Origin of the sequence: Acinetobacter lwoffii, assembly GCF_024129355.1 — a bacterium.
GTDB lineage: Bacteria > Pseudomonadota > Gammaproteobacteria > Pseudomonadales > Moraxellaceae > Acinetobacter > Acinetobacter lwoffii_I.
On the sequence record NZ_JAMXXP010000001.1, the window covers coordinates 178,256 to 197,715 of the forward strand.

Consider the following 19,460-nt stretch of genomic DNA (forward strand, 5'->3'; position numbering starts at 1 on the left):
CTTATCGGTGTTTTAATTACTAATCCTAATGATTTAAGCAAAAACCATTTAAATATCGCTAATCACTTTTACCACAAAGATTCCCAACAACTTCATAAGTTAGTCCTAGAGGCTTTACGTATAAATCTGAATCACCACCATTTGTCGAGTGAGCAACCTTAACAACTTCATATAAAACCCCTTCGTCATTTTCATCTATTTCAATCCATTCACCTACGCGAGGATGGGTTTTGAATTGTCTAGCATAGAGTGATTTTGGTTTAGTTTCAGATATATCAATAACAATTAATTCAAGCATAAGTTCTCCACCCGATCCAAGAGTCGCCCGGGTATGCGGCTTTTTATCAATCATTATTAATAGATTTAATTAAGATTTTATCTTGATACATCTTTCTATCAGCTTCTATGATGGCGGTGGATAACCCATATGTTGGATTTCGCATTGCAAGACCAATTGCCGCACTAACTTCAGCTTTCGCAAAAGCATTTTGAATTCTTGTTACAAGCTTCTCAGCATTCTGCAGATTAGTTTCGATACTGAGTACGGCAAATTCATCACCACCTAGGCGAGCAATAATATCATTGCTACGTACTATGCCTTTTAAAGCTACAGCCATTCTTTTGATCAGCTCATCACCAGCAGCATGTCCTAGATTGTCATTAGTAATCTTTAGATCATTTAGGTCAATCATAAGCACAGCAGTAGGGTGACCATATCGCTTACACCGTTCTTCTTCTAACTCAACTAATCGATCCCAAGCACGACGGTTATAAAGTCCAGTCATTGGATCAGACAATGCTTCCATTTCAAAGCGTTCAGCTTTACGTATGTGTTCGGTTGCTCTTAATTCAGCTTGAATCGTGTAACTAAGCACCTTTCCTATAAGATCAAACAATGGAGCATCCTCAACAAGGACTTTAGACTGAGGTTCGGGATCAATTGCACAAAGAGTGCCAAACAAGGAACCATCTTCTTTTAAAAGAGGTTGACCGATATAGGCTTTAATAGTGACAAGTTTATTTATTGGTGCATCTGTATAAACTTGAACATCGGGCGAGTAAGGGGCAATGCGGGGCGCATTATTTTGTACCATGTGTGAGCAGAACGAATCTGCCCATTGAAATACTTGTCCTGGCTTAACGTTATAGCCATTATCTTCACTTAGTAACACAATCCAGTCATCACCTTCGGTACGGGTAATCATCCATAACTTAAATCCAAATCGTTGAGATAAGAATTTTAAAATAGCTTGGCCAGCCTCTTCGAAATTCTTAAAGTTAATATTATTCATTAAGTTAGTCCGTATTTGTACTAAGAGAGATATGGAAAAACAATTTTTAGACTACAGCGTCATATATTATAATTTTAAACTGATAGGAATATTACTTCATATAATAAAAAGACAACCCACCACTGGGGTGGGTTGCCCTAGAGCAATAATCTTATTTTTTGTATTCAGTAATACTGATAGGTTTGTCTTTCATAAACTCTACAATACCTTCACCAGCTTTGAAGTGAATTGAAACACCATCATTATTGGCTAAACGCATACCACTTCCTGAAATAGCTCGCTTAAGGTGATAAACCTTGCCAGAATTATCTGTCATTTCTGCAGTTTCAAAATTATCCGAAGATTTCAATTCAACTGTAAGATCCATTGGACCAGTAAAGTTAATTACCTGAGTTTCAGCCGGAGTATTGCTCACAACTTTTTCTTGTACCACTTCGTTTTTTGGATTTGAAGTACAGCCAGTAATTGCTAATCCTAACAATGCTGCACCTAACAAATATTTCATTGATACTTACCTTTCTATTTATGAATCATAGGTATCTTTATATTAATTGTTATAATGTAACATTTAAAGATAAGGTTACACTTACCTTACATAAAGAAAACCCGCGGATAGCGGGTTAGTGATGCTTTACTTAGTTATTACAGACCCGGTCATGAGAGGTCTTAAGTCTAATATAAAGATTTAATATTTCAGAAGTAAGAAAGCTTGAGCACTGAATAGCATCTTTCTCTTTGTAGTTATCCTTAGTCACTAGTACTTAATCTTTAAGCACTCTGAGACAACCTAACTAAACTCAGGCCGCCTCAGGTTTCTGTATTTAAAATCCTTCGTAATTACAGACTTCTATGCTTGAAATAAAATCGAGAGGCATAGTCAATCTCTCAGCAGTAATAGTTTCGAAATGAACCCAGATAGCAGCTTCTCTATTCTCAAAACCAATACTTACAATTTTCACTAAATCATAAGGTTCAGCATTATGGGTCAGAATAATATTGTAAAGTTGATCTGAACGTACGTAAGAGATAAGCATTTGATGGATTGCCGCTTGTTCATCACTACTTAGTTCACTGTATTTACTTAGTTTGGGTAAGCCATATTGCGTATTCACTTCAATCCTTATTGATCTTAAGTTTTCTGTAGAAAACGGCGATTCTATCAATTTAGACAAAGCTGAATATATTGGCTTTTGTTAATTCTTTCTTATCAACCATCTTTTGGCCAATTTTCCTTCTTCAGCCAACAAAAATTGATTGAGGGATTTATAGCGCAGAATACTTTTCTAAAAATTCATCTATCCATCCTTGTGCCACTTCAAGATTGGTTATGTCATTCAGCTTTAGATTCGTTTCTTCTGCTTCGTTAAAGCCTTCAATAATAGCTTCAAAGATATTTGCCTCACTAATGACCTCGCGTGCTATTTCAGCAGCGTCATAGCTTTGCTTGGCCTTCTTAAGCGAAGCTATTTGCTTATCAACCCCTTCACCAATTTTACCTAATGCCAATTTAAATTCTTGACGATTAATTGTTAGCGCAGTTTTGGATTTATTAAGTATTGCGATCATTGTGGTTTCCTTCTTTTTTGGGGCTACTATATTCAACATCTTGATAAAACCTAAGCCGCATATAGCGGCTTTTATTCTTAATTCTTACGCGGTTTTTTCTTGGCTCGATAAACGTAGCGAATACAATCCACCACCTCACCAACAAATTCACAATTTTCATCAAGCGGAATAATATTTGGTTTAAATTCCGGGTTAATTGCCTGAAGATATTTAGTGCCATCTGGCTCAATCACCAGGCGCTTAAAAGTCGCGTCATCAAATTTTCTAACAACAACGATATCGCCTGAGTTCATGTCACAAAATGGCAGGGTCGGATCTACAAGAATGTAATCACCTTCATGGAATTCTGGGTAGTTACTCAAGCCTTGAACTTTCAGGTAAAAGCATTTTTCACAATCACCATCTGGAATGGGTAGCCACTCTTCTACTTGTGACATATCGACAGCTTCGACATTAGTCATAGTTCCAGCCTGCACCCATGAAAGAACAGGAGCCATGCGCGGAACTGCTGGCACAACGTTTGTCAATGAAACCTCATCAAAAACGCCTTTCTTTAATTCTTCAGCGGTCACGCCAAGCGCATTAGCCAGCTCTAAAATCGATCCAGTGGATTTCGCATTACCCGTTTCCAAGTCGGAAATAACAGATTGCTTAACTCCAGATTTTTGAGCCAATTCTTTCTGGGTCATTTTTTTCGCTTTACGAATTTTTTTTAAATTTTCACCCAAAGTTGTCATGAACTTTTCCTTAAATACCGCTATCGGAATTCTGATACAAATTCCAATCGGTTTGGCTATTGTATAAATATCGGAAAACCTATATATTTGTAAGAAATATAGGAGGTCTCCCATGAACCAATGGCAAAAAATGATCATTGATTTGAAGGAACAGGGATTAACCCAAACCCAAATCGCTATTGAGATTAATTGTTCTCAAAACTATGTAAGTAATCTTGAAAACGGCTTATGTGGCAAACGCCTTGGATACGAGAAAGGCAAGAATCTTGAAAAATTATGGCTGGCGCACTGCGCACCCCAACAAATCGCATAGGTGAATTTATGAGTCTTGAAAAGAAATCTACACATGTTCGCTTATCTCCTGAGATCCATGAGCGGGCAAAACTACTTGCCGAAATTAAGGGTAAAGACCTTGCTCAATACCTGGCGTATCTCCTAGAGAAGGAAATCGTCGGTGAGTGGCATGTACTTAATTTACAAGCAAAATCATTCGAGCGCTTGGGATTAGGAGCTTTAGTAAGGGATCTGTCTACAGACGTTAGCTTTGGAGAGGGATTGGAAGGGAATCACTGGGATTTAGGCAAAGAAAAAGCCTGATGGATGAGATCAGGCTTTTTATTCAAAACCGAGCAGGAGTTGAACATGAGTAGTTTAACACGAAATTTTAGAGAAAAAATGCTTATTCAAAAAATTCAACTTTTGGAAAAAGCACTTAAAGCAAACCTTAAAAACCCAAGCTTGGATAATGCTTGTTTGGTTGCCAAGGCCCGTCATGAATTATTTGTATTTGCACGAGGTAAGGCATGAACAAGGCAATTCCAATTATCAAATTGATAGAAGCCATGAATGAACAACCGATTGCCTTCAACAAGCATTACGTTTTTCTAGGGTGCGGTATCAATGGTGCACTCATGCTTTCCCAGTTAGTGTACTGGACATCACGCACCAAGGATTCAGACGGGTGGATTTATAAAACACAAAGCGAGTGGACCATGGAAACTGGACTCACACGCAAAGAACAGGAAACAGCTCGCAAGACCTTAAAAAATCTTGGTTTTATTTTTGAGAAGAAAATGGGTGTTCCTCGTCGTGTATTTTTCCGTGTAGAGCGTGAAAATTTATACCAAGCACTGGTTGAATACTCTGAAACCCTTGCTATTCCTGATATGCGCAATTCGGACATACTGAATGCGCAAATCGTACATGCTGAAAGCGCAGATCGTGCAGACTGTACGCTCAATTCGGACATGCTGTACGCTCAAATCGGGCAATCTAATACAGAGAATACAACAGAGAATACAACAGATATTAATTTAGGCGCATCCGCACCCGAACAACCTAAAAAATTCTCTGCTAAAAAATTCTTAATCGAAAACGGTGTATCTGAAAAAACAGCTCAAGAGTTTATTGATCTGAAAAACAAGAAACGTAAAACCATCACTGACCGTTCCCTGAAAATCATCTTCAACCAAGCGATTGAAGCAAAGCTCTCAAATGAGCGTGTATTCCAGATTATCGTTCTACGTGGCTGGGAGTCATTCAAGGCTGCATGGAATTGGGCTGAAACCAATGCTGAGATCGAGCAGCTAGAGAATCCACAGTCAACTCCAACCCCTGACCAACCAGCAGCACCAGTTTTCAAGGGTGTGGCGAAGAAATTTAAGGGGATGAGCAATGACTGAGTTATTTTCGATTCCTACCGAACAAGCCGTTTTATGTTCGTTCATGGATTTCGCCGGATCTGGTGACTACATCGAGCAACTGGAAGAAAGTGATTTCTATGCCAGCCGTCACCAAGTCATCTTCAATTACATCAAACGCCAGCACTTAAAAGGCGAAGGGCATGATGCAGTTGTTGTTTGGGAACAGATTCGCTCAAATCCAGTAGAAAGCACCCAGATTGATGAAACCTACATCATGGAGCTATCGAGTGCCATATCGCTTCCTAGACTCATTCCTACGCACATCAAAACCTTAAAAGATTTATCTACTCGCAGAAAGATTGCAGACCTGAGCAAGCATATCAGCACCATTGCCAACGATACGCTGACTTACACCGGTGAAACCGCAATTGAAAAGGTGCAGTCACTGGTTTCTGGTCTTGATAACACATCGACCCAGCAGGCCACTTTGAGCGTCGAAGCAATTGCTGTGGATGTACTGACTGACATCATTGATCGTCATCAAAAGATTCATGCCGGCATTGAAGTCAAAGCGGGGGTAAAGACTGGTTTTCTTGAACTGGATAACAAACTGGACCGCATTGATCGTACCGATCTGGTGATTATCGGTGCACGTCCTTCGATGGGTAAAACCACATTGGCCCAAAACATCATGCTCGACCTTGCTGTAAATCAGGGTGAAGTGGTGTTGTTCATGTCTGGGGAGATGTCGAAAGAGCAGATCATGGAGCGAATGATTTCGGGCCTTGGTCAGATTCCATTGAAGCAAGTCCGTTCGGCTGTGTTTGATGAGGAAGGTGCAGGTTGTATTTATCGCGCTGTCGACACTTTGAAAAAATGCCCGATCTTCATCAATGACAAGGCATCTCCAAGTCTGGCTGATATTCGCCGTGAAGCTCGTAAGGTTCAGCAAAAGACTGGTGGTCGATTGAATGCCATCGTTGTTGATTATCTTCAGATCATGACCCCACCTGAGAAAACAGGAAACAAGGTGCAGGAGATTGGTGATATTTCATGGGGCCTTAAAAAGATTGCCAAGGACTTTGGTTGCCCAGTGATTGCGCTGTCTCAGCTCAACCGCTCATTGGAGCAGCGACCGAACAAGCGCCCAGTGATGTCAGACATTCGTGAGTCAGGCGCTATTGAGCAAGATGCAGACATCATCATGTTTATCTACCGCGATGAAGTTTACAACAAGGATTCAAAAGATGCGGGTACTGCGGAAATCATCATTGGTAAGGCGCGTAACGGATCAACTGGAACAGTTCGCCTAGCGACTGATTTAGGTCGAGCGACTTTCTGTGATTTGAGTCCTGAATATTACACGCAGTTGCAGGTTGCAGGGCAAAGCGCAGGGGGTGTGGTGTGAAGGAATTCAACTTAATGCTCGGTGATTGTCTTGAACGCATGAAGGAAATCGAAAGCGGTACCGTGGACATGATTCTTTGTGATTTGCCTTACGGTACCACTTGCTGCAGCTGGGATGCTGTCATTCCGTTTGAAAAATTATGGCCTGAGTATGAGCGAGTCATCAAAGAAAATGGCGCAATTGTTTTGTTTGGTGCACAGCCATTTACCGCAGTACTCGCATGCTCAAACCTGAAATTGTTCCGCTATGAGTGGATCTGGGAAAAGCCTAATGCAACCGGTTTCTTGAATGCTAGAAAGCAGCCGTTACGTGCTCATGAAAATATTCTGGTTTTCTATAAGTCACAGCCGACCTACAACCCTCAAAAAACTTATGGCCATGAGCGCAAAACTGCCAAAAAGAAACTGGCAGGTTCTGAGCACTATGGGAAACAGCTAAATATTAAAGATTACGACTCAACTGAACGGTACCCGAGATCAGTTCAGGTATTTAGTTCTGATAAGCAAAAACAAGCTTTTCACCCAACTCAAAAACCAGTTGAGCTTTGTGAACACTTAATTCGCACATATACCAATGAAGGTGAAACAGTACTGGATAACACAATGGGCAGCGGTACCACTGGTGTTGCTTGTGTAAATACAGGTCGTCATTTCATCGGGGTTGAGAAAGAAGAAAAATACTTTCTGGTGGCTCAAGAGCGAATTGCTTTAGCTGGTACCGAAAGAGATCGTCAACCAGATTTATTCGGGGGTGCAGCGTGAGAAAAGAAGCAGACCGCACATACATCAACTTAATGATTATGCGCACCTTGGCAACCACCAGAGGTCGCGTCTCGATCCAGCAAATTTATGACTCCATTGAGCCAAAAATGGATATCTCGATTCGAAGTGTTCAGCGATACATGAATCGGTTGGAGTTTTGGGGATTGGTCAAATGTGATGGGGCGCATCCAAAGGGATTCTCTCTCACACTTAATGCAGAAGAATTTATTAAAGATATGGCGCAAGGAGCAGCAGCATGAACTTAATCGAAAAGTTAGGGTTAGAGAAGTGTAAGCAGATTGTGGATGGGGCGCCTGAGCATTCATACGCAGTAGTTCCTTGTGCAGATGGTGAAATGTATTTCGCTCAAAGAGAGGATGGTAAGTGGTTTCGATACAGTGACGGCTATCAAAAGTGGCTTGAATATTGGGGTAAGTGCGATCCGATGGATGTGGCAATCAAACTGACCGATATTAAATCTGAAATTGACCAGCACTATTACGGCCGAAGTGAAGCAGAAGAATTGGCTGCCTATGCAGAGCTGAGCCAGGAAAAAATTGAAGGTGGCGCAATGCTGATCGGGGATTTCAGTAAGGTTCGAGAGCGAATTCAATCTGTGTTTGATGATGATGGGGCCGACTACGTGACCGACATCCGTAATCACATTAGCCCAACTACAGTGGTGATTGAGAGATGAGTGAATTTGAAAAGTGGTTTGAGGATCAAGACTTCTACACAAACATGCGATTCATCCATGGTGACAAGCTGTTTGATAAGGATGGCGATGTATATCGAGTGCTGCCGGTTCAGATGACTTATCAGGGGTGGAGTTCACAACGTCAGCGTTCTAAGGATGAATTTGTCGCACTCACTCAGGAATGGCACACCAAAGGATGGAATGCTCGTCAGGGTGAGGTTGATGACTTAAAAGCCCAGCTCAACAACATGGAGGCTTGTTATATCGAGAAGAAGAAGGAGGTTGAGGAGCTGCAGGCTAGAGCCAATAAAGCGCTATCAGTGACAGGGAATTACTGTGATGAGGATGATGCAGCCTTATTGGTCTTTGTTTTGGAGAAAGCCCTGCGAGGTGAGTCATGAAAGCAATAAAAATACCGTGTGAACATGACTTGCTAAGCAAGAACCACAATGTCTGGGCAGATGCTGTAATGAGGTGCAAAGGCGGAAATCCTTACTGTGGCGCAGATGGATTCTGTCACGCAGACGGGAAGTGTTTTGCGGATCAGGAACTCACAAGAGAGCAGGCTATTTTAGAGGTAGATCGTTTGGCTCAGGAGCTTCATCAGGCTAAGCAGGAAAATGACAATTTAAGAACTTCTTCTGCGAGCTTAATCAAGCAGCTTGAATTTGCATTAGAGCAGAACAAGAAGTCTGGAAAATCAGAGCGAGTTTTTGCAATTCGATATTGCATTGGTGAGATCAAGAAAACTTTGCGAGGTGCCAATGCGTAGAGCCGCAAAGGTTGATGCAAATCAGACTGAAATTGTTAAAGCGTTACGTCAGGTTGGGGCAAGTGTTCAATCACTTGCTTCAACTGGCAAAGGTTGTCCAGATCTACTGGTAGGCATTCGGGGATTAAATTTCTTGATTGAAGTGAAGGATGGGGCAAAACCTAAATCAGATAGAAAACTCACACCAGACCAAGTGGTATGGCATCAGACATGGCAAGGCCGTGTTTATGTGGTTGAGAGTGTGGAACAGGCATTAGAAGTAATTAGGGTTTAAGGGTGGATGGGATGGCTTTAGTAAAAATTTGGGATAAAGAAATTAAAGGGAAATTGTGGGGTGTTGGGGATATTCACGGCTGCTACAACCTGCTTATGACTCGACTTAAAGAAATTGGCTTCGACTTTGAAAATGATTTGTTGGTTGCGGTTGGCGATCTGGTGGATCGTGGCATTCAGAATGAAGAATGTGTAAGCCTGATTGATGAGCCATGGTTTACATCCGTAAAGGGAAACCATGAGGATTTGGTCATCATGGGTGATGTTAATCGCTCTTACTTCAATTGCCATATTCAAAATGGTGGTGAATGGTTTTATGACCTGGATTACCAGGTTCAGCGCGAAATCATTAAAAAATTAAAAACACTTCCGATTGCATTAGAGATTAGCCACAAGGGTAAAAAGTTCGGTTTTGTCCATGGTCATATTGAGCAGAATGACTGGGATGAGTTTAAGGATGAGCTTAATAATTTTGATAAAGCTCAACACATTATTGATCACAAGCGCTTCCCAACAGAATTAGCCATGTGGGGTCGTGAGCGCCTGAATGACGAGAATCCGCAATATACCCATGTATCAGGGATTGATGCGGTAATCATGGGGCATACGGTAACCCAGAAGCCATGCAAGCGCGATAACTGCTACTGGATTGATACCGGTGCAGTGCATTGGGGAACAATGACAATTTTAGATTTAAGCAAGATTTAAGAGGGAATAGGGATGAATGCGATGGTTGAAAAATTTGAACAGTTTGAATGGTTGATTCGGGGTACTACAGCAAAGTCACCTAACTTTGAGCCTGTGGTACATGGGACTAATGAGAAGCCTTTAACGTATCAGGATAAATTGGGGGCTATTGCTTCAATGGATACCGCTCTGGCGAAGGCAATTGCTTCAGTTATCGTATTTGGCCCAGCGGCAAAAGCTGACTTTGATCATGTGCAGGAACATTTGGCAAATATTATGATTTTGAATGCAGTCCAAGATAAACGTCGTGAACCGGAAGGAATCAAGATTAAAGATTTAGCCAAACGTGTTGCTTTTATGGTAATTCAGTTCGCCTTAGAGCCGACCTTCGAAGATAACTTTACTGCCAAAGGGCGGTTGCATCTTGCAGCTGGTGTTAGAGAGTCTGAGATGAGCTTGAAGGCTTATGATTGCACATGGAAGCAGTACGAAAAACTGATGGCACTAGCGATTGACTCTGCAATAGATGAGGCAGCTAAAGCTATTAGAAAGTACAAGAAAAATACCTACAAAGAATTTGAAGCATAAAGCTAGTAATATTTTTCTGATTCAGGTATTCTTTTTCTATACTGGTCGTATTACGGTTCAACCGAGACCAAGTCATTAAAGCTCGCCAAATGGTGGGCTTTTTTGACATTATTTATTCATAAAATTAAGTGATAATGCCTTTTTGTTTTTGAGCTCTAATTGAAATGGCGATTTTAACTGTTAAAAAACTAGAAGATACTCTCGGTAAATTAGTGGCTGAAGGCAAAAAGCCTGAAAAGATTTTATTAGGCTATAAAGCGTATGGCGAGCTAATGAATGATCGTAGCTTTTTTGAGGAAGTGGCTGGCTCGGCAATGGATCCAAACAAACGAAAATATAAAAATATTAAAATTAAAGTCACTCAAGACGAATACCAGTTTGAAGTGAAGTGTTCAAAAGAATAGGTTTAAGCATCAAGGAAAGCTCACCAAATGGTGGGCTTTTTTGTTGTCTGTAAAAAGGCAACCCATTCCTGCTGGAGTGCTGACCAGTGGAACATGCCTTTGAGTAAACTTCCTTCGGGAATCTAGACTAGGGAGTAGCGTCCCGACCTAAAGAGGATTGAAAGCAAGTAAAGCAGACCGTGCATGTTAGGTGTGTGTGATTGTGAGTAGCGTCTGGCCCTGCGAAAAGGGCTTTTTTATTGCCCTGAGAAATACTAGTGTAATCACACCAAGTTAAAATGCTTGATTAACCAGGAAGGAATCTTGCTTAGTTCGACAAAGTTAATGACATTATTTCAGTAATGAATATTATAAATTTATGTTTTATAAGTGAAAATAACTGACATTTCTTGCGACATGATTGCTTGATTGTCCAGGAGTAAAATCATGCTTAGATTACTGATGTGCTTATTCGGCCTACATGGTGCGACTGAGATCGACTACACAGTTGATGATGAAGAAATCAAGGTGTGTCGGGATTGTTTGAAAGAAGTGAAGCAGGATCACTCATGAGAATGGATCGTGTTTTGTTTTCTTTGCTTCAAGGTAAGCTAAAGTCGAGGCTACAAGTAGCAATACTCCAATTACTATGAAAAATGCATCCCCGGTATAAAACCCAAATCCAAAAGCAATAACACCTGCAGCAAGTAATAATACAGAGAGTACCAGTAAAAAAATGTATTTCATGACTTGCATCGCATTAAAGTAATAATTGAATTAACTTTAAAGTGATATTGTTAACATTACATTAACAAAGTATTATTTTTTCGAATATATTACGGTAAATAAAACCCCTCGCATTCTAGATGTTGAGGGGTTTTTCTTTTCTTATTGGTGGTACCCATGACAGATAAAGTACAAGCTAAACAAGACTTAGAATTTTGCAGTACTGAGCTGTCTAAGTATCAGAATCTCAGCAGATCTGGATTGACGCGTCATCAAATGATAGTAATCGATGAAATTATAATTAAGCTGAAAGAACGCATTAATAATTTACGGTTCACGCTGTATGCGTGATGCAAAGCGATTAGCTGCAATCAGAAAGCTGCCATGCATTCGATGCGGTAATCCCAATAGTCAAGCTGCTCATTCAAATTCAAGCCGTGACGGTAAAGGGCGCGGAATCAAGGCTGATGATAGCAAAACCGTTTGCCTATGCCAGTCATGCCACCATCTGTTCGATACCTTCCAATTGGGTAATCGGGCAGAGAGTGAAGCAATGTTTGATCAGTGGCTGGTGAGAGTGGATCGGATGTTGGTGATGGAAGATAGAGAGGTGTTTTGATGAAGCAAGCTACGTTTTCACCGGTATTTGCATCAATGTATTGCGGCCTATGTGACATTGCCAGAAATAACGGCTATGCACTAACAGTCCACGGCACCATGAATCTTGATTTTGATTTAGTTGCCATACCTTGGACAGATCAGGCAATTGAGCCGGAAGATTTAATCGAGTTAATAGCTGATCGCTGTAATTTGCTAACTGATCAAGAGTTCGGCACAGGGATTTATCAGAAGGCTCCAGAAATTAAGCCGCATGGTCGATTGGCTTGGTTAATTATAATTGGTAGTGGTGCTGCTTTGGATATTAGTGTGATGCCTAAGCTAAGTAATTGAAAATATTATCGTACGAAGTTTTAGGAGCAGGAAATGCAAAAAGCCGTGTTTCCTATCCAGTCGCATGCAGACATCACTAAAGCCATTAACTACATGCACGCCAATTACACTCAAGCGATTAATGAGGGTAAGCCTTTAAGGGTGGTGATTGATCAGAAACAGGATGATAGATCAACTGCGCAGAATCGTTTGTACTGGATGTGGTTAGGTCAGATCGAAAGGAAGACTGGTCAGGATAAAGACTCACTCCATTACGAGTTTAAGAAGCGCTTTCTGATTTATATCTACCGTCGTGATGATCAGGATTTTGCTGAGACATGCAATGCGATTGCCATGCTCAAGCAGAACGAGTGTGAAGAATACCGGGTGATTGCAGAGCAAGTGATCAGACTTTGCAGCACTACAAAATTAAGCGTTAAGCAGATGACCGAGTATTTGAATTATGTGCATGACTTTGCTGTGGTGAAGTTGGGTGTGCATTTAACTGTGCCGGATGATTTGAAGTGGTGTTGTGTAGAATAGATATTTCAAATTTCAAAAAGCCCATCAGGTAGATAGGCTTTTCTTACTAATCAAAAGATTGAGCGATGATTTACTTTTTATCTGTATTTTCTTTTTGATCATCTTGCTCTTTAGTGGAGGTTGTATCATTTTGATTGGGTTTATCTTGTGTAGGCTTCTGTGTATGGTTTTCTGATTTAGGCTTGTTTTCAGTAGCATTATTTGAAAATTGATTGAAAGAAGCTTTTTGAGCGGTATTTGTATTAACTAACATAGTTTTCTCAATTTTTGTTGCCGAAGATTCGACCTATTCAGAGTGACATACTAGTAGCACTTACAATGGGATGATTTGGAGGGGTAAGTGTAGATATATGTAGGATTTAAATGTTTATCTCTTATTTATATTTCAAAGGTTTTTATAATAAACCGGTCGCCAGATTGATCTGTATCACTATTTAAATAGTCAAGGTATTTAATTTATATCTTCTCGATACATTGCTGATACAAGGGGTGTATATGGACGAAAAAGAATATTTCTGGAAAACCAAGAAGCGTCCAATCAAAACCAAACCCCGCAATAAGCCACTACCGAAAGCCAAAGAAAAATACTTAGAAGCAGAAGAAACCCTATTTCAAGAATTAGAAGAACATGCCATTGGTTATCGTCGAAAGTTTCAATTTGAATCAACCAAAAATTGGCGGTTTGATTTTTATATTGTGAAGCTGAACCTTCTTATAGAAATTGTGGGCAGTCCATGGGCGGTTGGTCGTGGTGGGAAAAAGATAGCGAATTCATTTAATAAGTATGATCTTGCTGAAGATCAAGGTTATACATTTGTGCGCCTTGAACCTCATCAGATTGAATCGGGTTATGCAATTAACTGGATTCGAAGTCAGTTAGAGAGATTAGAAGATGGAACAGTTCAGACCATTCTCGCCGACGGAGCTGATTGATCAGGCTGAGGAAGAAGAAGCCATTCGTTTGGCACCGGCACCAGAGCTTAAAGAATGGGTCGTGAATAACTGGCTTACTCTCGGTGGTGAGTTACATAACCCGGATCATGATCATATTGCTGAATTACTGCATGACAATGAAGAGTTCCTTGCATTCGCCTGGGCTTCATCTGCCGCCGTAGCGAAAAAACGTATGGTGTTGGGCCAATGTGAAAAGGTCATGTTTAACGTAGGTGGGTGGAAGAAAGCACGCCAGGAACAACAGATGCGGGACTGGTTTGGCTTTGTACCTCAATATTTAATTACTGTTGATGCAGCATTCTGTGAACAGGCTTCGGATCGTGAGTTCTGCCGCTTGATTGAACATGAGTTGTATCACATTGGTGTAGAGCGTGATGAAGATGGCGAAATCATTTATAGCGATATGACCGGACTGCCTAAGCATTACCTGGCTGGCCATGATGTTGAAGTGTTCTTTGGTGAAGTTAAGCGTTGGGGTGCAGACGAAACTGTGAAGCGATTGGTTGAGCTTTCAAAACAAGCGCCGTTTGTATCTGAAACAAGTATTGCTGCGTGTTGTGGGAACTGTGTGATTGGTTAAATTTTTTTGCCTATCTTGTACGACGTAGAACGACAAAGAGGTGTTTATGGCAGCATTAAAAGAGCCTGTAAAAATGTTTATAGTTCAGTCTCTTGCTTGCTTTGAAACCCCTCAACAAGTAGCAGACGCGGTAGAAGAAATATATAAGATCAAGATTGATCGAAAACAATGTCACAGTTATGACCCGACAAAATATGCAGGTCGTAATTTCAGTAAAAAATTAAAGGATTTATTTGAGCAAACTCGCAAAGAGTTTCGTGAAAATATTGATGATATTGCGATTGCTAACAAGGCGTTTCGTTTACGTGAGCTTCAGAAGATGTATGAGGATTCTGGAAAAAATAAACGGGCAAAACAAAATCTGCTGAAACAGGCATTCCAAGAAACAGATGGCCGTGTGACAAAGCAGGAAATCACTGGTCCAGACGGCGGACCTATTCAGCAAGAAACCAAATCAACGCATCAATTCACACCAGATGAGCTTAACGGACTATCCGCGCAAGAGCTTTCGCGTTTAGCAATTAATGGCAAGTTATGACTTATGCAATCGAAGATATAGCGCCACTAATTAAAGAGTGGACGATCAATACACGTCTGCCTGAAATCATTGAAGAGATGAAACGGCGCTATTACTACCGGATGCTGATAGAGCAGAATGAACTAAGTCGAGAGGCTGAAATCTACAAATGCAAGAATGATCCGGCTCACTGGTTTAATCACTGGGTATGGACTTATGACCCACGTGGTATGCCCTTTGGGTTGCCGGCCAATATTCCTTTTGTTTTACGTCCTGGTCAGGTTGAACTCGTTGATTGGTTAATTGAACGAGAAAGTACCCAGACCCATGGCTTGATTGAAAAGAGCCGTGATGAAGGGATGTCCTATGTGGTGTTGGGCTTCTATCTGCACCGGTGGTTATTTGTTGAAGGCTTTGCGGGTGGCGTCGGTAGTCGTAAAGAAGATCTGGTGGATAAGAAAGGCGATCCGAAAACGTTACTGCACAAATTCAGGGATATGTTTTCCAAGCTACCAGACTGGATGAAGCCTAAGGGCTTTGTCGAGAAAGTGCATGACAACTACATGCGAATCATCAACCCGGACAACGGCGCAACGGTTACGGGTGAGGCTGGTGACAATATTGGCCGTGGTGGTCGTACCACAATGTACTTTCTGGATGAATGGGCATTCGTAGAGCGGCAAGAAGCTGTTGATGCTGCCATTTCTCAAAACACAAACGTACATATCAAGGGATCTACACCAAACGGTATTGGGGACAAGTTTCACCAAGATCGTTTTAGTGGTCGTTACGCCGTTTTTACGATGGCATGGCGTGATAACCCAGATAAGAATTGGCAGGTCGAATTTAATGGCAAATTAATTTACCCCTGGTATGAAAAACAATTAGCCACTCTTGATGACATTGTTTTAGCTCAAGAGGTTGATATTGATTATGCCGCCTCGGTAGAAGGTGTGTTGATTCCATCAGCATGGGTACAAGCTGCCGTTGATGCTCATCTTGAATTAGATATTCAGCCGTCAGGTGAACGTATGGGTGCTCTTGATGTGGCAGATGAGGGTAAGGATAAGAACTCCTTTGCTGCACGTCATGGCATCGTACTGCAGTATTTGGACACTTGGTCAGGCGTTGGTGATGACATCTTTGGCACAACTCAGAAAGCTATTGATGCTTGTCTTGATCTACGTTTGAACTCGTTTTATTACGATGCCGATGGTCTTGGTGCTGGTGTACGTGGTGATGCCCGAGTCATTAATGAGCAAAATAGATCCAAAGGTATTCCGGAGATCGAAGCAAATCCATTCCGAGGCTCAGGTGCGGTGCACAACCCGGAGCAGGAAATGGTTGAGGCGCGTAAAAACGTAGACTTCTTTGCCAATCTTAAAGCTCAGATGTGGTGGTCACTGCGCATCAGATTCCAGAATACTTATCGAGCTTTACAAGGTATGCAATATGACCCAGACAATCTTATTTCGCTCTCTACCAAAGACATAAACAAGCAGGAGCTTGAACAGCTCAAGCGAGAGTTATCGCAACCCACTTATACAAAAAATGGTGCAGGCAAAATCCTAGTCAATAAGCAACCGGACGGGGCCTTGTCTCCAAACCGAGCAGACGGCGTCATGATTTGCTTTAGTGATATCCGAGAGCGAAAACGGAAAAAACCTGCAGGTGCAGGTAGTCGAACCTATTAAAAGGAAAACATATGGCAAAGTCTAAAAAGGACAAAGCGTCAAAAAAGGCTTTGTCTTACGGCAATTTATACACTCAAGAGGCAGTCACTCAGTTTTTGGTGAATTTTGGCAAGCAACCAGATACGGATGAAGTGTTGCGCAAAGCGGGTATTACTCGTCATAGATTACGTGTATTGCTAGATGATGATGAGATTGCACAAGTAGTTGAAACACGGATTGATGCACTTTTAGCAACACCGTTGCGAATTGAACCAAATGATACGGATGAAGCGGAAAAGCTGAATCTCATCCTGAAAGAATGGTTCCATGAAATTGCGACTGCTGCCATGAGTGCACTGTTCTTCGGGTACTCGGTTCAGGAAGCTGTATATGAGTTAAAGCCGGAAGGTTATGTGGGTATCCAGTGGATTGGTGAAAAACCGATGCAGTGGTTTGAGCCTAAGAATGATGGTCGGCTAATCTATCGTCAGGATGGAAACAATGCAGAGCATGAGGTAGATCAAGCATTCAAATTCTTCTTAACACGTCGTAAAGCTACATACGAACAGCCATACGGTAAAGCACTATTAGCCACGCTGTATTGGTTATTCTTCTTTAAGCAGAATGGCTTCAAATTCTGGGCGAAATTTCTCGAACGTTTTGGAACACCAATCTTACTGGGTAAATGCAAAGATACTGAAACTGATGATATGAGCAGAGCCTTGTTAAAGGCTCATGCTCAAAGCGTATTGTCGATTGATGCAGATGATGATGTTCAGATTCTTTCTGCACCAGGAACAAACGGTTCTGCAGGTGCAGCATTCGAATCGTTCAATAATCAGCTGATTCGCCAGATCCAGAAAGTTGTACTAGGGCAGACACTTACCAGCGGGACTGATGGGAAGGGAAGCTACAGTCTTGGTCAAGTGCATGAAAATGTACGAATGGATAAGCTTAAATCTGATATTAGGCTTGTCACACCGACTTTACAGGCTGTGGTCAATGCTCTATGCGCTTTAAACGGTTGGGGTGATTATGAAGTAATGCTTGGTGAAAAGCCAAAACCGCTGAATAAGGATCAGGCTGAGCGTGATGTTCATTTAAAGAATGCTGGGGCCAACCTTTCTAAAGATTATTTTATTCGTGAGTACGGACTGCAGGATGGGGATCTGGTTGAGCAAACACAAACTGCCTTCAATCAATTCTCTGCAGTACCTCACCAGGCATTCAACTTTAAGGCATCTGCAAACAAGCTCTCACCAGAGCAGCAGGAAGTTGAAGAGCTGACTGATGGTCAAGATGAATTGCAGTTACTGAAACCGGATCAGGTCAAGGAATTGGTATTCAAGTCTGATAGTCCTGAAAGTCTGGCTTATAACCTGATGCAGTTAATACCTGGTGCAACTCAAACACAGTTCACAGCCAATCTAGATCAGGCTTTGTATGCTGCAGATGTGTTGGGGTATGTGACAGCTCAGAATGGGAAGTAAACCATGCAACCAGTCACATTCCTTGAGGCACTTCGGTTTGCTCACAGTAAAAAAATCGTGCTGCCTGATGAGTTTTATTCAATGGATCTAAAGACCCGGCAGATGGCAACTACGGTTAGTTTTCTATCGAGTCTTGAGCAAATTGAGACTGTCATCAAGGCGGTGAATAAATCGATTGCCGACGGCGGTACTTTTAAAGATTTTCAGAAGCTCATTGAAGAATCTGAAATCATTCTGCCAAAGCACTACCTGGACAATGTATTTCGTACCAATATCCAGAGTGCGTACGGTCATGGGCGGTGGCAACAACAGCAACGAAATAAGGCTAAGCGCTCGTACCTAATGTACTCGGCTATCGATGATAGTCGCGTACGTCCTGCTCATTTAGCTTTGAATCGTATCGTACTGCCGATTGATCATCCATTCTGGTTGACACATTATCCTCCAACGGGTTTCCGCTGTAGATGCACGTGCGTAGCTTTAACAGAGAAGCAGGCATTGAAATACGGCATTACACCTGATGATCAGTTGCCTGAAATTGCCGAGGCTTTGGATTGGAGTTCTCACCCATTGCAGTTTGGTGAACTTGAATCACTGGTGGATAAGAAAATCAGTGCTTCAAGTCTGGATAAGGAGTATCTCCTCGAGCAGAAGGAAGTCATCAGGGCAGAATGGACGGCGAGTAAAAAGCTCACCAGTCTATTTGCGCCGATGGATGATAAGGCTCGGGACCTATTCGATACGGTGGCCAATACGGTAATTCCACTTGATCCAAGTATTCGGCCAAGTGCGATCCGTACCTTTCTAGACTATGTGCAAGGAAATGATGCCGCACTGACTGGCTATTTAAACTCTGCTACAGGCTCACTAGCTGATGATGTTTTGAAACGATGGTTAGTTGATGACATGAAAGCCATTCAAGTCGTGGCAAGCAATACAGCTTCAACCGTGGTGGGTGCTGCGACACTTAATCAAGTAGCGGCTTATCAGGTAGGGCAAACAGTTCAATTGAATACGCCGTTGCTGATGGCTGATACAGCTTCAGATATCGTGATTAAGATTGAGAATGCTCAAGGGCTCGGTATTGACCTAGACATGCTAAATGCTGGCAACGGCGTTCTCATGCCGATGGGATTATCTTTTGAAGTGGTTTCGATTGAAGCGGTGGAAGGGCAGATGATTTATACACTCAAAGCCTTGGTCAACTAATTTACATATTCAACTTTGAGCACCTTCGGGT

General features: G+C 41.7%; 31 protein-coding genes. 24 read left to right on the forward strand and 7 right to left on the reverse strand.

What is annotated here, in order from left to right; all coding sequences use genetic code 11:
• Window positions 1–58: 58 nt before the first annotated feature.
• From NI468_RS00840 to NI468_RS00865, 6 genes are all read right to left on the reverse strand, one after another.
• Window positions 59–298, reverse strand: coding sequence for a hypothetical protein (locus NI468_RS00840; protein ID WP_034171176.1), 240 nt, complete (start codon window positions 296–298; stop codon window positions 59–61).
• A 46-nt stretch (window positions 299–344) separates the two neighbouring features.
• Window positions 345–1,292: a sensor domain-containing diguanylate cyclase gene (locus NI468_RS00845; RefSeq protein WP_253099067.1), complete on the reverse strand. Its 948-nt coding sequence runs from the start codon at window positions 1,290–1,292 to the stop codon at window positions 345–347.
• Window positions 1,293–1,443: 151 nt separating this feature from the next.
• A complete protein-coding gene (locus NI468_RS00850; protein WP_005262268.1) occupies window positions 1,444–1,797 on the reverse strand; it encodes a hypothetical protein in 354 nt (117 codons plus the stop codon).
• 316 nt (window positions 1,798–2,113) lie between these two features.
• Window positions 2,114–2,404, reverse strand: coding sequence for a hypothetical protein (locus tag NI468_RS00855; RefSeq protein WP_253099069.1), 291 nt, complete (start codon window positions 2,402–2,404; stop codon window positions 2,114–2,116).
• Between the two features lie 151 nt (window positions 2,405–2,555).
• Entirely contained in the window at window positions 2,556–2,858 is a 303-nt protein-coding gene (locus NI468_RS00860; protein WP_253099072.1) for a hypothetical protein, read from the reverse strand.
• A 77-nt stretch (window positions 2,859–2,935) separates the two neighbouring features.
• Entirely contained in the window at window positions 2,936–3,595 is a 660-nt protein-coding gene (locus NI468_RS00865) for a LexA family protein (protein ID WP_253099074.1), read from the reverse strand.
• Window positions 3,596–3,707: 112 nt separating this feature from the next.
• Between NI468_RS00865 and NI468_RS00870 the strand changes: the two genes are divergently transcribed.
• The 18 genes from NI468_RS00870 to NI468_RS00950 all read left to right on the forward strand — a co-directional run bounded on the left by NI468_RS00870 (window position 3,708) and on the right by NI468_RS00950 (window position 13,006).
• Complete coding sequence (locus NI468_RS00870; protein WP_253099075.1) at window positions 3,708–3,908, forward strand: helix-turn-helix domain-containing protein; 201 nt, start codon at window positions 3,708–3,710, stop codon at window positions 3,906–3,908.
• 8 nt (window positions 3,909–3,916) lie between these two features.
• On the forward strand, window positions 3,917–4,192 hold the full coding sequence (locus NI468_RS00875) for a type II toxin-antitoxin system HicB family antitoxin (RefSeq protein ID WP_180031383.1): 276 nt from the start codon (window positions 3,917–3,919) through the stop codon (window positions 4,190–4,192).
• Between the two features lie 45 nt (window positions 4,193–4,237).
• Window positions 4,238–4,402: a hypothetical protein gene (locus NI468_RS00880; RefSeq protein ID WP_253099077.1), complete on the forward strand. Its 165-nt coding sequence runs from the start codon at window positions 4,238–4,240 to the stop codon at window positions 4,400–4,402.
• Entirely contained in the window at window positions 4,399–5,277 is an 879-nt protein-coding gene (locus NI468_RS00885; RefSeq protein ID WP_253099080.1) for a DNA-binding protein, read from the forward strand. Before NI468_RS00880 ends, NI468_RS00885 begins: the two co-directional genes overlap by 4 nt.
• Window positions 5,270–6,646: a replicative DNA helicase gene (dnaB, locus tag NI468_RS00890; RefSeq protein WP_253099082.1), complete on the forward strand. Its 1,377-nt coding sequence runs from the start codon at window positions 5,270–5,272 to the stop codon at window positions 6,644–6,646. Before NI468_RS00885 ends, dnaB begins: the two co-directional genes overlap by 8 nt.
• A gap of 14 nt (window positions 6,647–6,660) precedes the next feature.
• Window positions 6,661–7,407 carry a DNA-methyltransferase gene (locus tag NI468_RS00895; protein WP_253099247.1) on the forward strand — a complete coding sequence of 249 codons (747 nt, stop codon included), beginning with the start codon at window positions 6,661–6,663 and terminating at the stop codon, window positions 7,405–7,407.
• Complete coding sequence (locus tag NI468_RS00900) at window positions 7,404–7,667, forward strand: hypothetical protein (protein WP_253099084.1); 264 nt, start codon at window positions 7,404–7,406, stop codon at window positions 7,665–7,667. Before NI468_RS00895 ends, NI468_RS00900 begins: the two co-directional genes overlap by 4 nt.
• Window positions 7,664–8,104, forward strand: coding sequence for a hypothetical protein (locus tag NI468_RS00905; RefSeq protein WP_253099086.1), 441 nt, complete (start codon window positions 7,664–7,666; stop codon window positions 8,102–8,104). The genes NI468_RS00900 and NI468_RS00905 overlap by 4 nt, the downstream gene beginning before the upstream one ends.
• On the forward strand, window positions 8,101–8,505 hold the full coding sequence (locus NI468_RS00910) for a hypothetical protein (protein ID WP_253099088.1): 405 nt from the start codon (window positions 8,101–8,103) through the stop codon (window positions 8,503–8,505). Before NI468_RS00905 ends, NI468_RS00910 begins: the two co-directional genes overlap by 4 nt.
• Window positions 8,502–8,876, forward strand: a complete 375-nt coding sequence (locus NI468_RS00915; RefSeq protein ID WP_253099090.1) for a hypothetical protein — start codon at window positions 8,502–8,504, stop codon at window positions 8,874–8,876. The genes NI468_RS00910 and NI468_RS00915 overlap by 4 nt, the downstream gene beginning before the upstream one ends.
• The gene (locus NI468_RS00920) at window positions 8,869–9,150 is read left to right on the forward strand and encodes a PDDEXK family nuclease (protein WP_253099092.1); all 282 of its coding nucleotides are present in this window, start codon (window positions 8,869–8,871) and stop codon (window positions 9,148–9,150) included. The genes NI468_RS00915 and NI468_RS00920 overlap by 8 nt, the downstream gene beginning before the upstream one ends.
• Before the next feature lie 11 nt (window positions 9,151–9,161).
• Window positions 9,162–9,857, forward strand: a complete 696-nt coding sequence (locus tag NI468_RS00925; RefSeq protein ID WP_253099095.1) for a metallophosphoesterase — start codon at window positions 9,162–9,164, stop codon at window positions 9,855–9,857.
• Between the two features lie 12 nt (window positions 9,858–9,869).
• On the forward strand, window positions 9,870–10,424 hold the full coding sequence (locus NI468_RS00930) for a hypothetical protein (protein WP_253099097.1): 555 nt from the start codon (window positions 9,870–9,872) through the stop codon (window positions 10,422–10,424).
• Between the two features lie 164 nt (window positions 10,425–10,588).
• The gene (locus tag NI468_RS00935; RefSeq protein WP_253099099.1) at window positions 10,589–10,828 is read left to right on the forward strand and encodes a hypothetical protein; all 240 of its coding nucleotides are present in this window, start codon (window positions 10,589–10,591) and stop codon (window positions 10,826–10,828) included.
• Window positions 10,829–11,254: 426 nt separating this feature from the next.
• On the forward strand, window positions 11,255–11,380 hold the full coding sequence (locus tag NI468_RS16235; RefSeq protein ID WP_276534224.1) for a hypothetical protein: 126 nt from the start codon (window positions 11,255–11,257) through the stop codon (window positions 11,378–11,380).
• Between the two features lie 496 nt (window positions 11,381–11,876).
• Window positions 11,877–12,152: a hypothetical protein gene (locus NI468_RS00940; RefSeq protein ID WP_253099101.1), complete on the forward strand. Its 276-nt coding sequence runs from the start codon at window positions 11,877–11,879 to the stop codon at window positions 12,150–12,152.
• Window positions 12,152–12,484 carry a hypothetical protein gene (locus tag NI468_RS00945; RefSeq protein WP_005097158.1) on the forward strand — a complete coding sequence of 111 codons (333 nt, stop codon included), beginning with the start codon at window positions 12,152–12,154 and terminating at the stop codon, window positions 12,482–12,484. Before NI468_RS00940 ends, NI468_RS00945 begins: the two co-directional genes overlap by 1 nt.
• Window positions 12,485–12,517: 33 nt before the next feature.
• Window positions 12,518–13,006: a recombination protein NinB gene (locus tag NI468_RS00950; RefSeq protein ID WP_253099103.1), complete on the forward strand. Its 489-nt coding sequence runs from the start codon at window positions 12,518–12,520 to the stop codon at window positions 13,004–13,006.
• Window positions 13,007–13,076: 70 nt separating this feature from the next.
• Here NI468_RS00950 and NI468_RS00955 read toward each other — a convergent pair whose 3' ends face one another.
• Complete coding sequence (locus tag NI468_RS00955) at window positions 13,077–13,259, reverse strand: hypothetical protein (RefSeq protein ID WP_004646436.1); 183 nt, start codon at window positions 13,257–13,259, stop codon at window positions 13,077–13,079.
• A 242-nt stretch (window positions 13,260–13,501) separates the two neighbouring features.
• Here NI468_RS00955 and NI468_RS00960 point away from each other — a divergent pair, with 242 nt between their 5' ends.
• Genes NI468_RS00960 through NI468_RS00985 form a run of 6 tightly spaced genes read left to right on the forward strand, consistent with a single transcriptional unit; the run spans window position 13,502 to window position 19,429 of the window.
• Window positions 13,502–13,939, forward strand: a complete 438-nt coding sequence (locus tag NI468_RS00960) for a hypothetical protein (RefSeq protein ID WP_253099105.1) — start codon at window positions 13,502–13,504, stop codon at window positions 13,937–13,939.
• Window positions 13,899–14,540 (forward strand): putative metallopeptidase, encoded by a 642-nt coding sequence (locus NI468_RS00965; RefSeq protein ID WP_253099107.1) that lies wholly within the window; start codon window positions 13,899–13,901, stop codon window positions 14,538–14,540. Before NI468_RS00960 ends, NI468_RS00965 begins: the two co-directional genes overlap by 41 nt.
• Window positions 14,541–14,586: 46 nt before the next feature.
• The gene (locus NI468_RS00970) at window positions 14,587–15,078 is read left to right on the forward strand and encodes a DUF2280 domain-containing protein (RefSeq protein WP_253099109.1); all 492 of its coding nucleotides are present in this window, start codon (window positions 14,587–14,589) and stop codon (window positions 15,076–15,078) included.
• Entirely contained in the window at window positions 15,075–16,751 is a 1,677-nt protein-coding gene (locus tag NI468_RS00975) for a terminase large subunit (protein ID WP_253099111.1), read from the forward strand. The genes NI468_RS00970 and NI468_RS00975 overlap by 4 nt, the downstream gene beginning before the upstream one ends.
• An 11-nt stretch (window positions 16,752–16,762) precedes the next feature.
• Window positions 16,763–18,220, forward strand: coding sequence for a phage portal protein family protein (locus NI468_RS00980; protein WP_253099113.1), 1,458 nt, complete (start codon window positions 16,763–16,765; stop codon window positions 18,218–18,220).
• Window positions 18,221–18,223: 3 nt separating this feature from the next.
• Window positions 18,224–19,429 carry a phage head morphogenesis protein gene (locus tag NI468_RS00985; protein ID WP_253099115.1) on the forward strand — a complete coding sequence of 402 codons (1,206 nt, stop codon included), beginning with the start codon at window positions 18,224–18,226 and terminating at the stop codon, window positions 19,427–19,429.
• The last annotated feature ends 31 nt before the right edge of the window (window positions 19,430–19,460 follow it).

Excerpts from the sequence above, each read along its gene's own strand:
- NI468_RS00840 (WP_034171176.1), bottom strand. The coding sequence starts at position 298 with ATGCTTGAATTAATTGTTATTGATATATCTGAAACTAAACCAAAATCA.
- NI468_RS00845 (WP_253099067.1), bottom strand. The coding sequence starts at position 1,292 with ATGAATAATATTAACTTTAAGAATTTCGAAGAGGCTGGCCAAGCTATT.
- NI468_RS00850 (WP_005262268.1), bottom strand. The coding sequence starts at position 1,797 with ATGAAATATTTGTTAGGTGCAGCATTGTTAGGATTAGCAATTACTGGC.
- NI468_RS00860 (WP_253099072.1), bottom strand. The coding sequence starts at position 2,858 with ATGATCGCAATACTTAATAAATCCAAAACTGCGCTAACAATTAATCGT.
- NI468_RS00865 (WP_253099074.1), bottom strand. The coding sequence starts at position 3,595 with ATGACAACTTTGGGTGAAAATTTAAAAAAAATTCGTAAAGCGAAAAAA.
- NI468_RS00870 (WP_253099075.1), top strand. The coding sequence starts at position 3,708 with ATGAACCAATGGCAAAAAATGATCATTGATTTGAAGGAACAGGGATTA.
- NI468_RS00875 (WP_180031383.1), top strand. The coding sequence starts at position 3,917 with ATGAGTCTTGAAAAGAAATCTACACATGTTCGCTTATCTCCTGAGATC.
- NI468_RS00880 (WP_253099077.1), top strand. The coding sequence starts at position 4,238 with ATGAGTAGTTTAACACGAAATTTTAGAGAAAAAATGCTTATTCAAAAA.
- NI468_RS00885 (WP_253099080.1), top strand. The coding sequence starts at position 4,399 with ATGAACAAGGCAATTCCAATTATCAAATTGATAGAAGCCATGAATGAA.
- dnaB (WP_253099082.1), top strand. The coding sequence starts at position 5,270 with ATGACTGAGTTATTTTCGATTCCTACCGAACAAGCCGTTTTATGTTCG.
- NI468_RS00895 (WP_253099247.1), top strand. The coding sequence starts at position 6,661 with ATGCTCGGTGATTGTCTTGAACGCATGAAGGAAATCGAAAGCGGTACC.
- NI468_RS00905 (WP_253099086.1), top strand. The coding sequence starts at position 7,664 with ATGAACTTAATCGAAAAGTTAGGGTTAGAGAAGTGTAAGCAGATTGTG.
- NI468_RS00910 (WP_253099088.1), top strand. The coding sequence starts at position 8,101 with ATGAGTGAATTTGAAAAGTGGTTTGAGGATCAAGACTTCTACACAAAC.
- NI468_RS00915 (WP_253099090.1), top strand. The coding sequence starts at position 8,502 with ATGAAAGCAATAAAAATACCGTGTGAACATGACTTGCTAAGCAAGAAC.
- NI468_RS00920 (WP_253099092.1), top strand. The coding sequence starts at position 8,869 with ATGCGTAGAGCCGCAAAGGTTGATGCAAATCAGACTGAAATTGTTAAA.
- NI468_RS00925 (WP_253099095.1), top strand. The coding sequence starts at position 9,162 with ATGGCTTTAGTAAAAATTTGGGATAAAGAAATTAAAGGGAAATTGTGG.
- NI468_RS00930 (WP_253099097.1), top strand. The coding sequence starts at position 9,870 with ATGAATGCGATGGTTGAAAAATTTGAACAGTTTGAATGGTTGATTCGG.
- NI468_RS00935 (WP_253099099.1), top strand. The coding sequence starts at position 10,589 with ATGGCGATTTTAACTGTTAAAAAACTAGAAGATACTCTCGGTAAATTA.
- NI468_RS16235 (WP_276534224.1), top strand. The coding sequence starts at position 11,255 with ATGCTTAGATTACTGATGTGCTTATTCGGCCTACATGGTGCGACTGAG.
- NI468_RS00940 (WP_253099101.1), top strand. The coding sequence starts at position 11,877 with ATGCGTGATGCAAAGCGATTAGCTGCAATCAGAAAGCTGCCATGCATT.
- NI468_RS00945 (WP_005097158.1), top strand. The coding sequence starts at position 12,152 with ATGAAGCAAGCTACGTTTTCACCGGTATTTGCATCAATGTATTGCGGC.
- NI468_RS00950 (WP_253099103.1), top strand. The coding sequence starts at position 12,518 with ATGCAAAAAGCCGTGTTTCCTATCCAGTCGCATGCAGACATCACTAAA.
- NI468_RS00955 (WP_004646436.1), bottom strand. The coding sequence starts at position 13,259 with ATGTTAGTTAATACAAATACCGCTCAAAAAGCTTCTTTCAATCAATTT.
- NI468_RS00960 (WP_253099105.1), top strand. The coding sequence starts at position 13,502 with ATGGACGAAAAAGAATATTTCTGGAAAACCAAGAAGCGTCCAATCAAA.
- NI468_RS00965 (WP_253099107.1), top strand. The coding sequence starts at position 13,899 with ATGGAACAGTTCAGACCATTCTCGCCGACGGAGCTGATTGATCAGGCT.
- NI468_RS00970 (WP_253099109.1), top strand. The coding sequence starts at position 14,587 with ATGGCAGCATTAAAAGAGCCTGTAAAAATGTTTATAGTTCAGTCTCTT.
- NI468_RS00975 (WP_253099111.1), top strand. The coding sequence starts at position 15,075 with ATGACTTATGCAATCGAAGATATAGCGCCACTAATTAAAGAGTGGACG.
- NI468_RS00980 (WP_253099113.1), top strand. The coding sequence starts at position 16,763 with ATGGCAAAGTCTAAAAAGGACAAAGCGTCAAAAAAGGCTTTGTCTTAC.
- NI468_RS00985 (WP_253099115.1), top strand. The coding sequence starts at position 18,224 with ATGCAACCAGTCACATTCCTTGAGGCACTTCGGTTTGCTCACAGTAAA.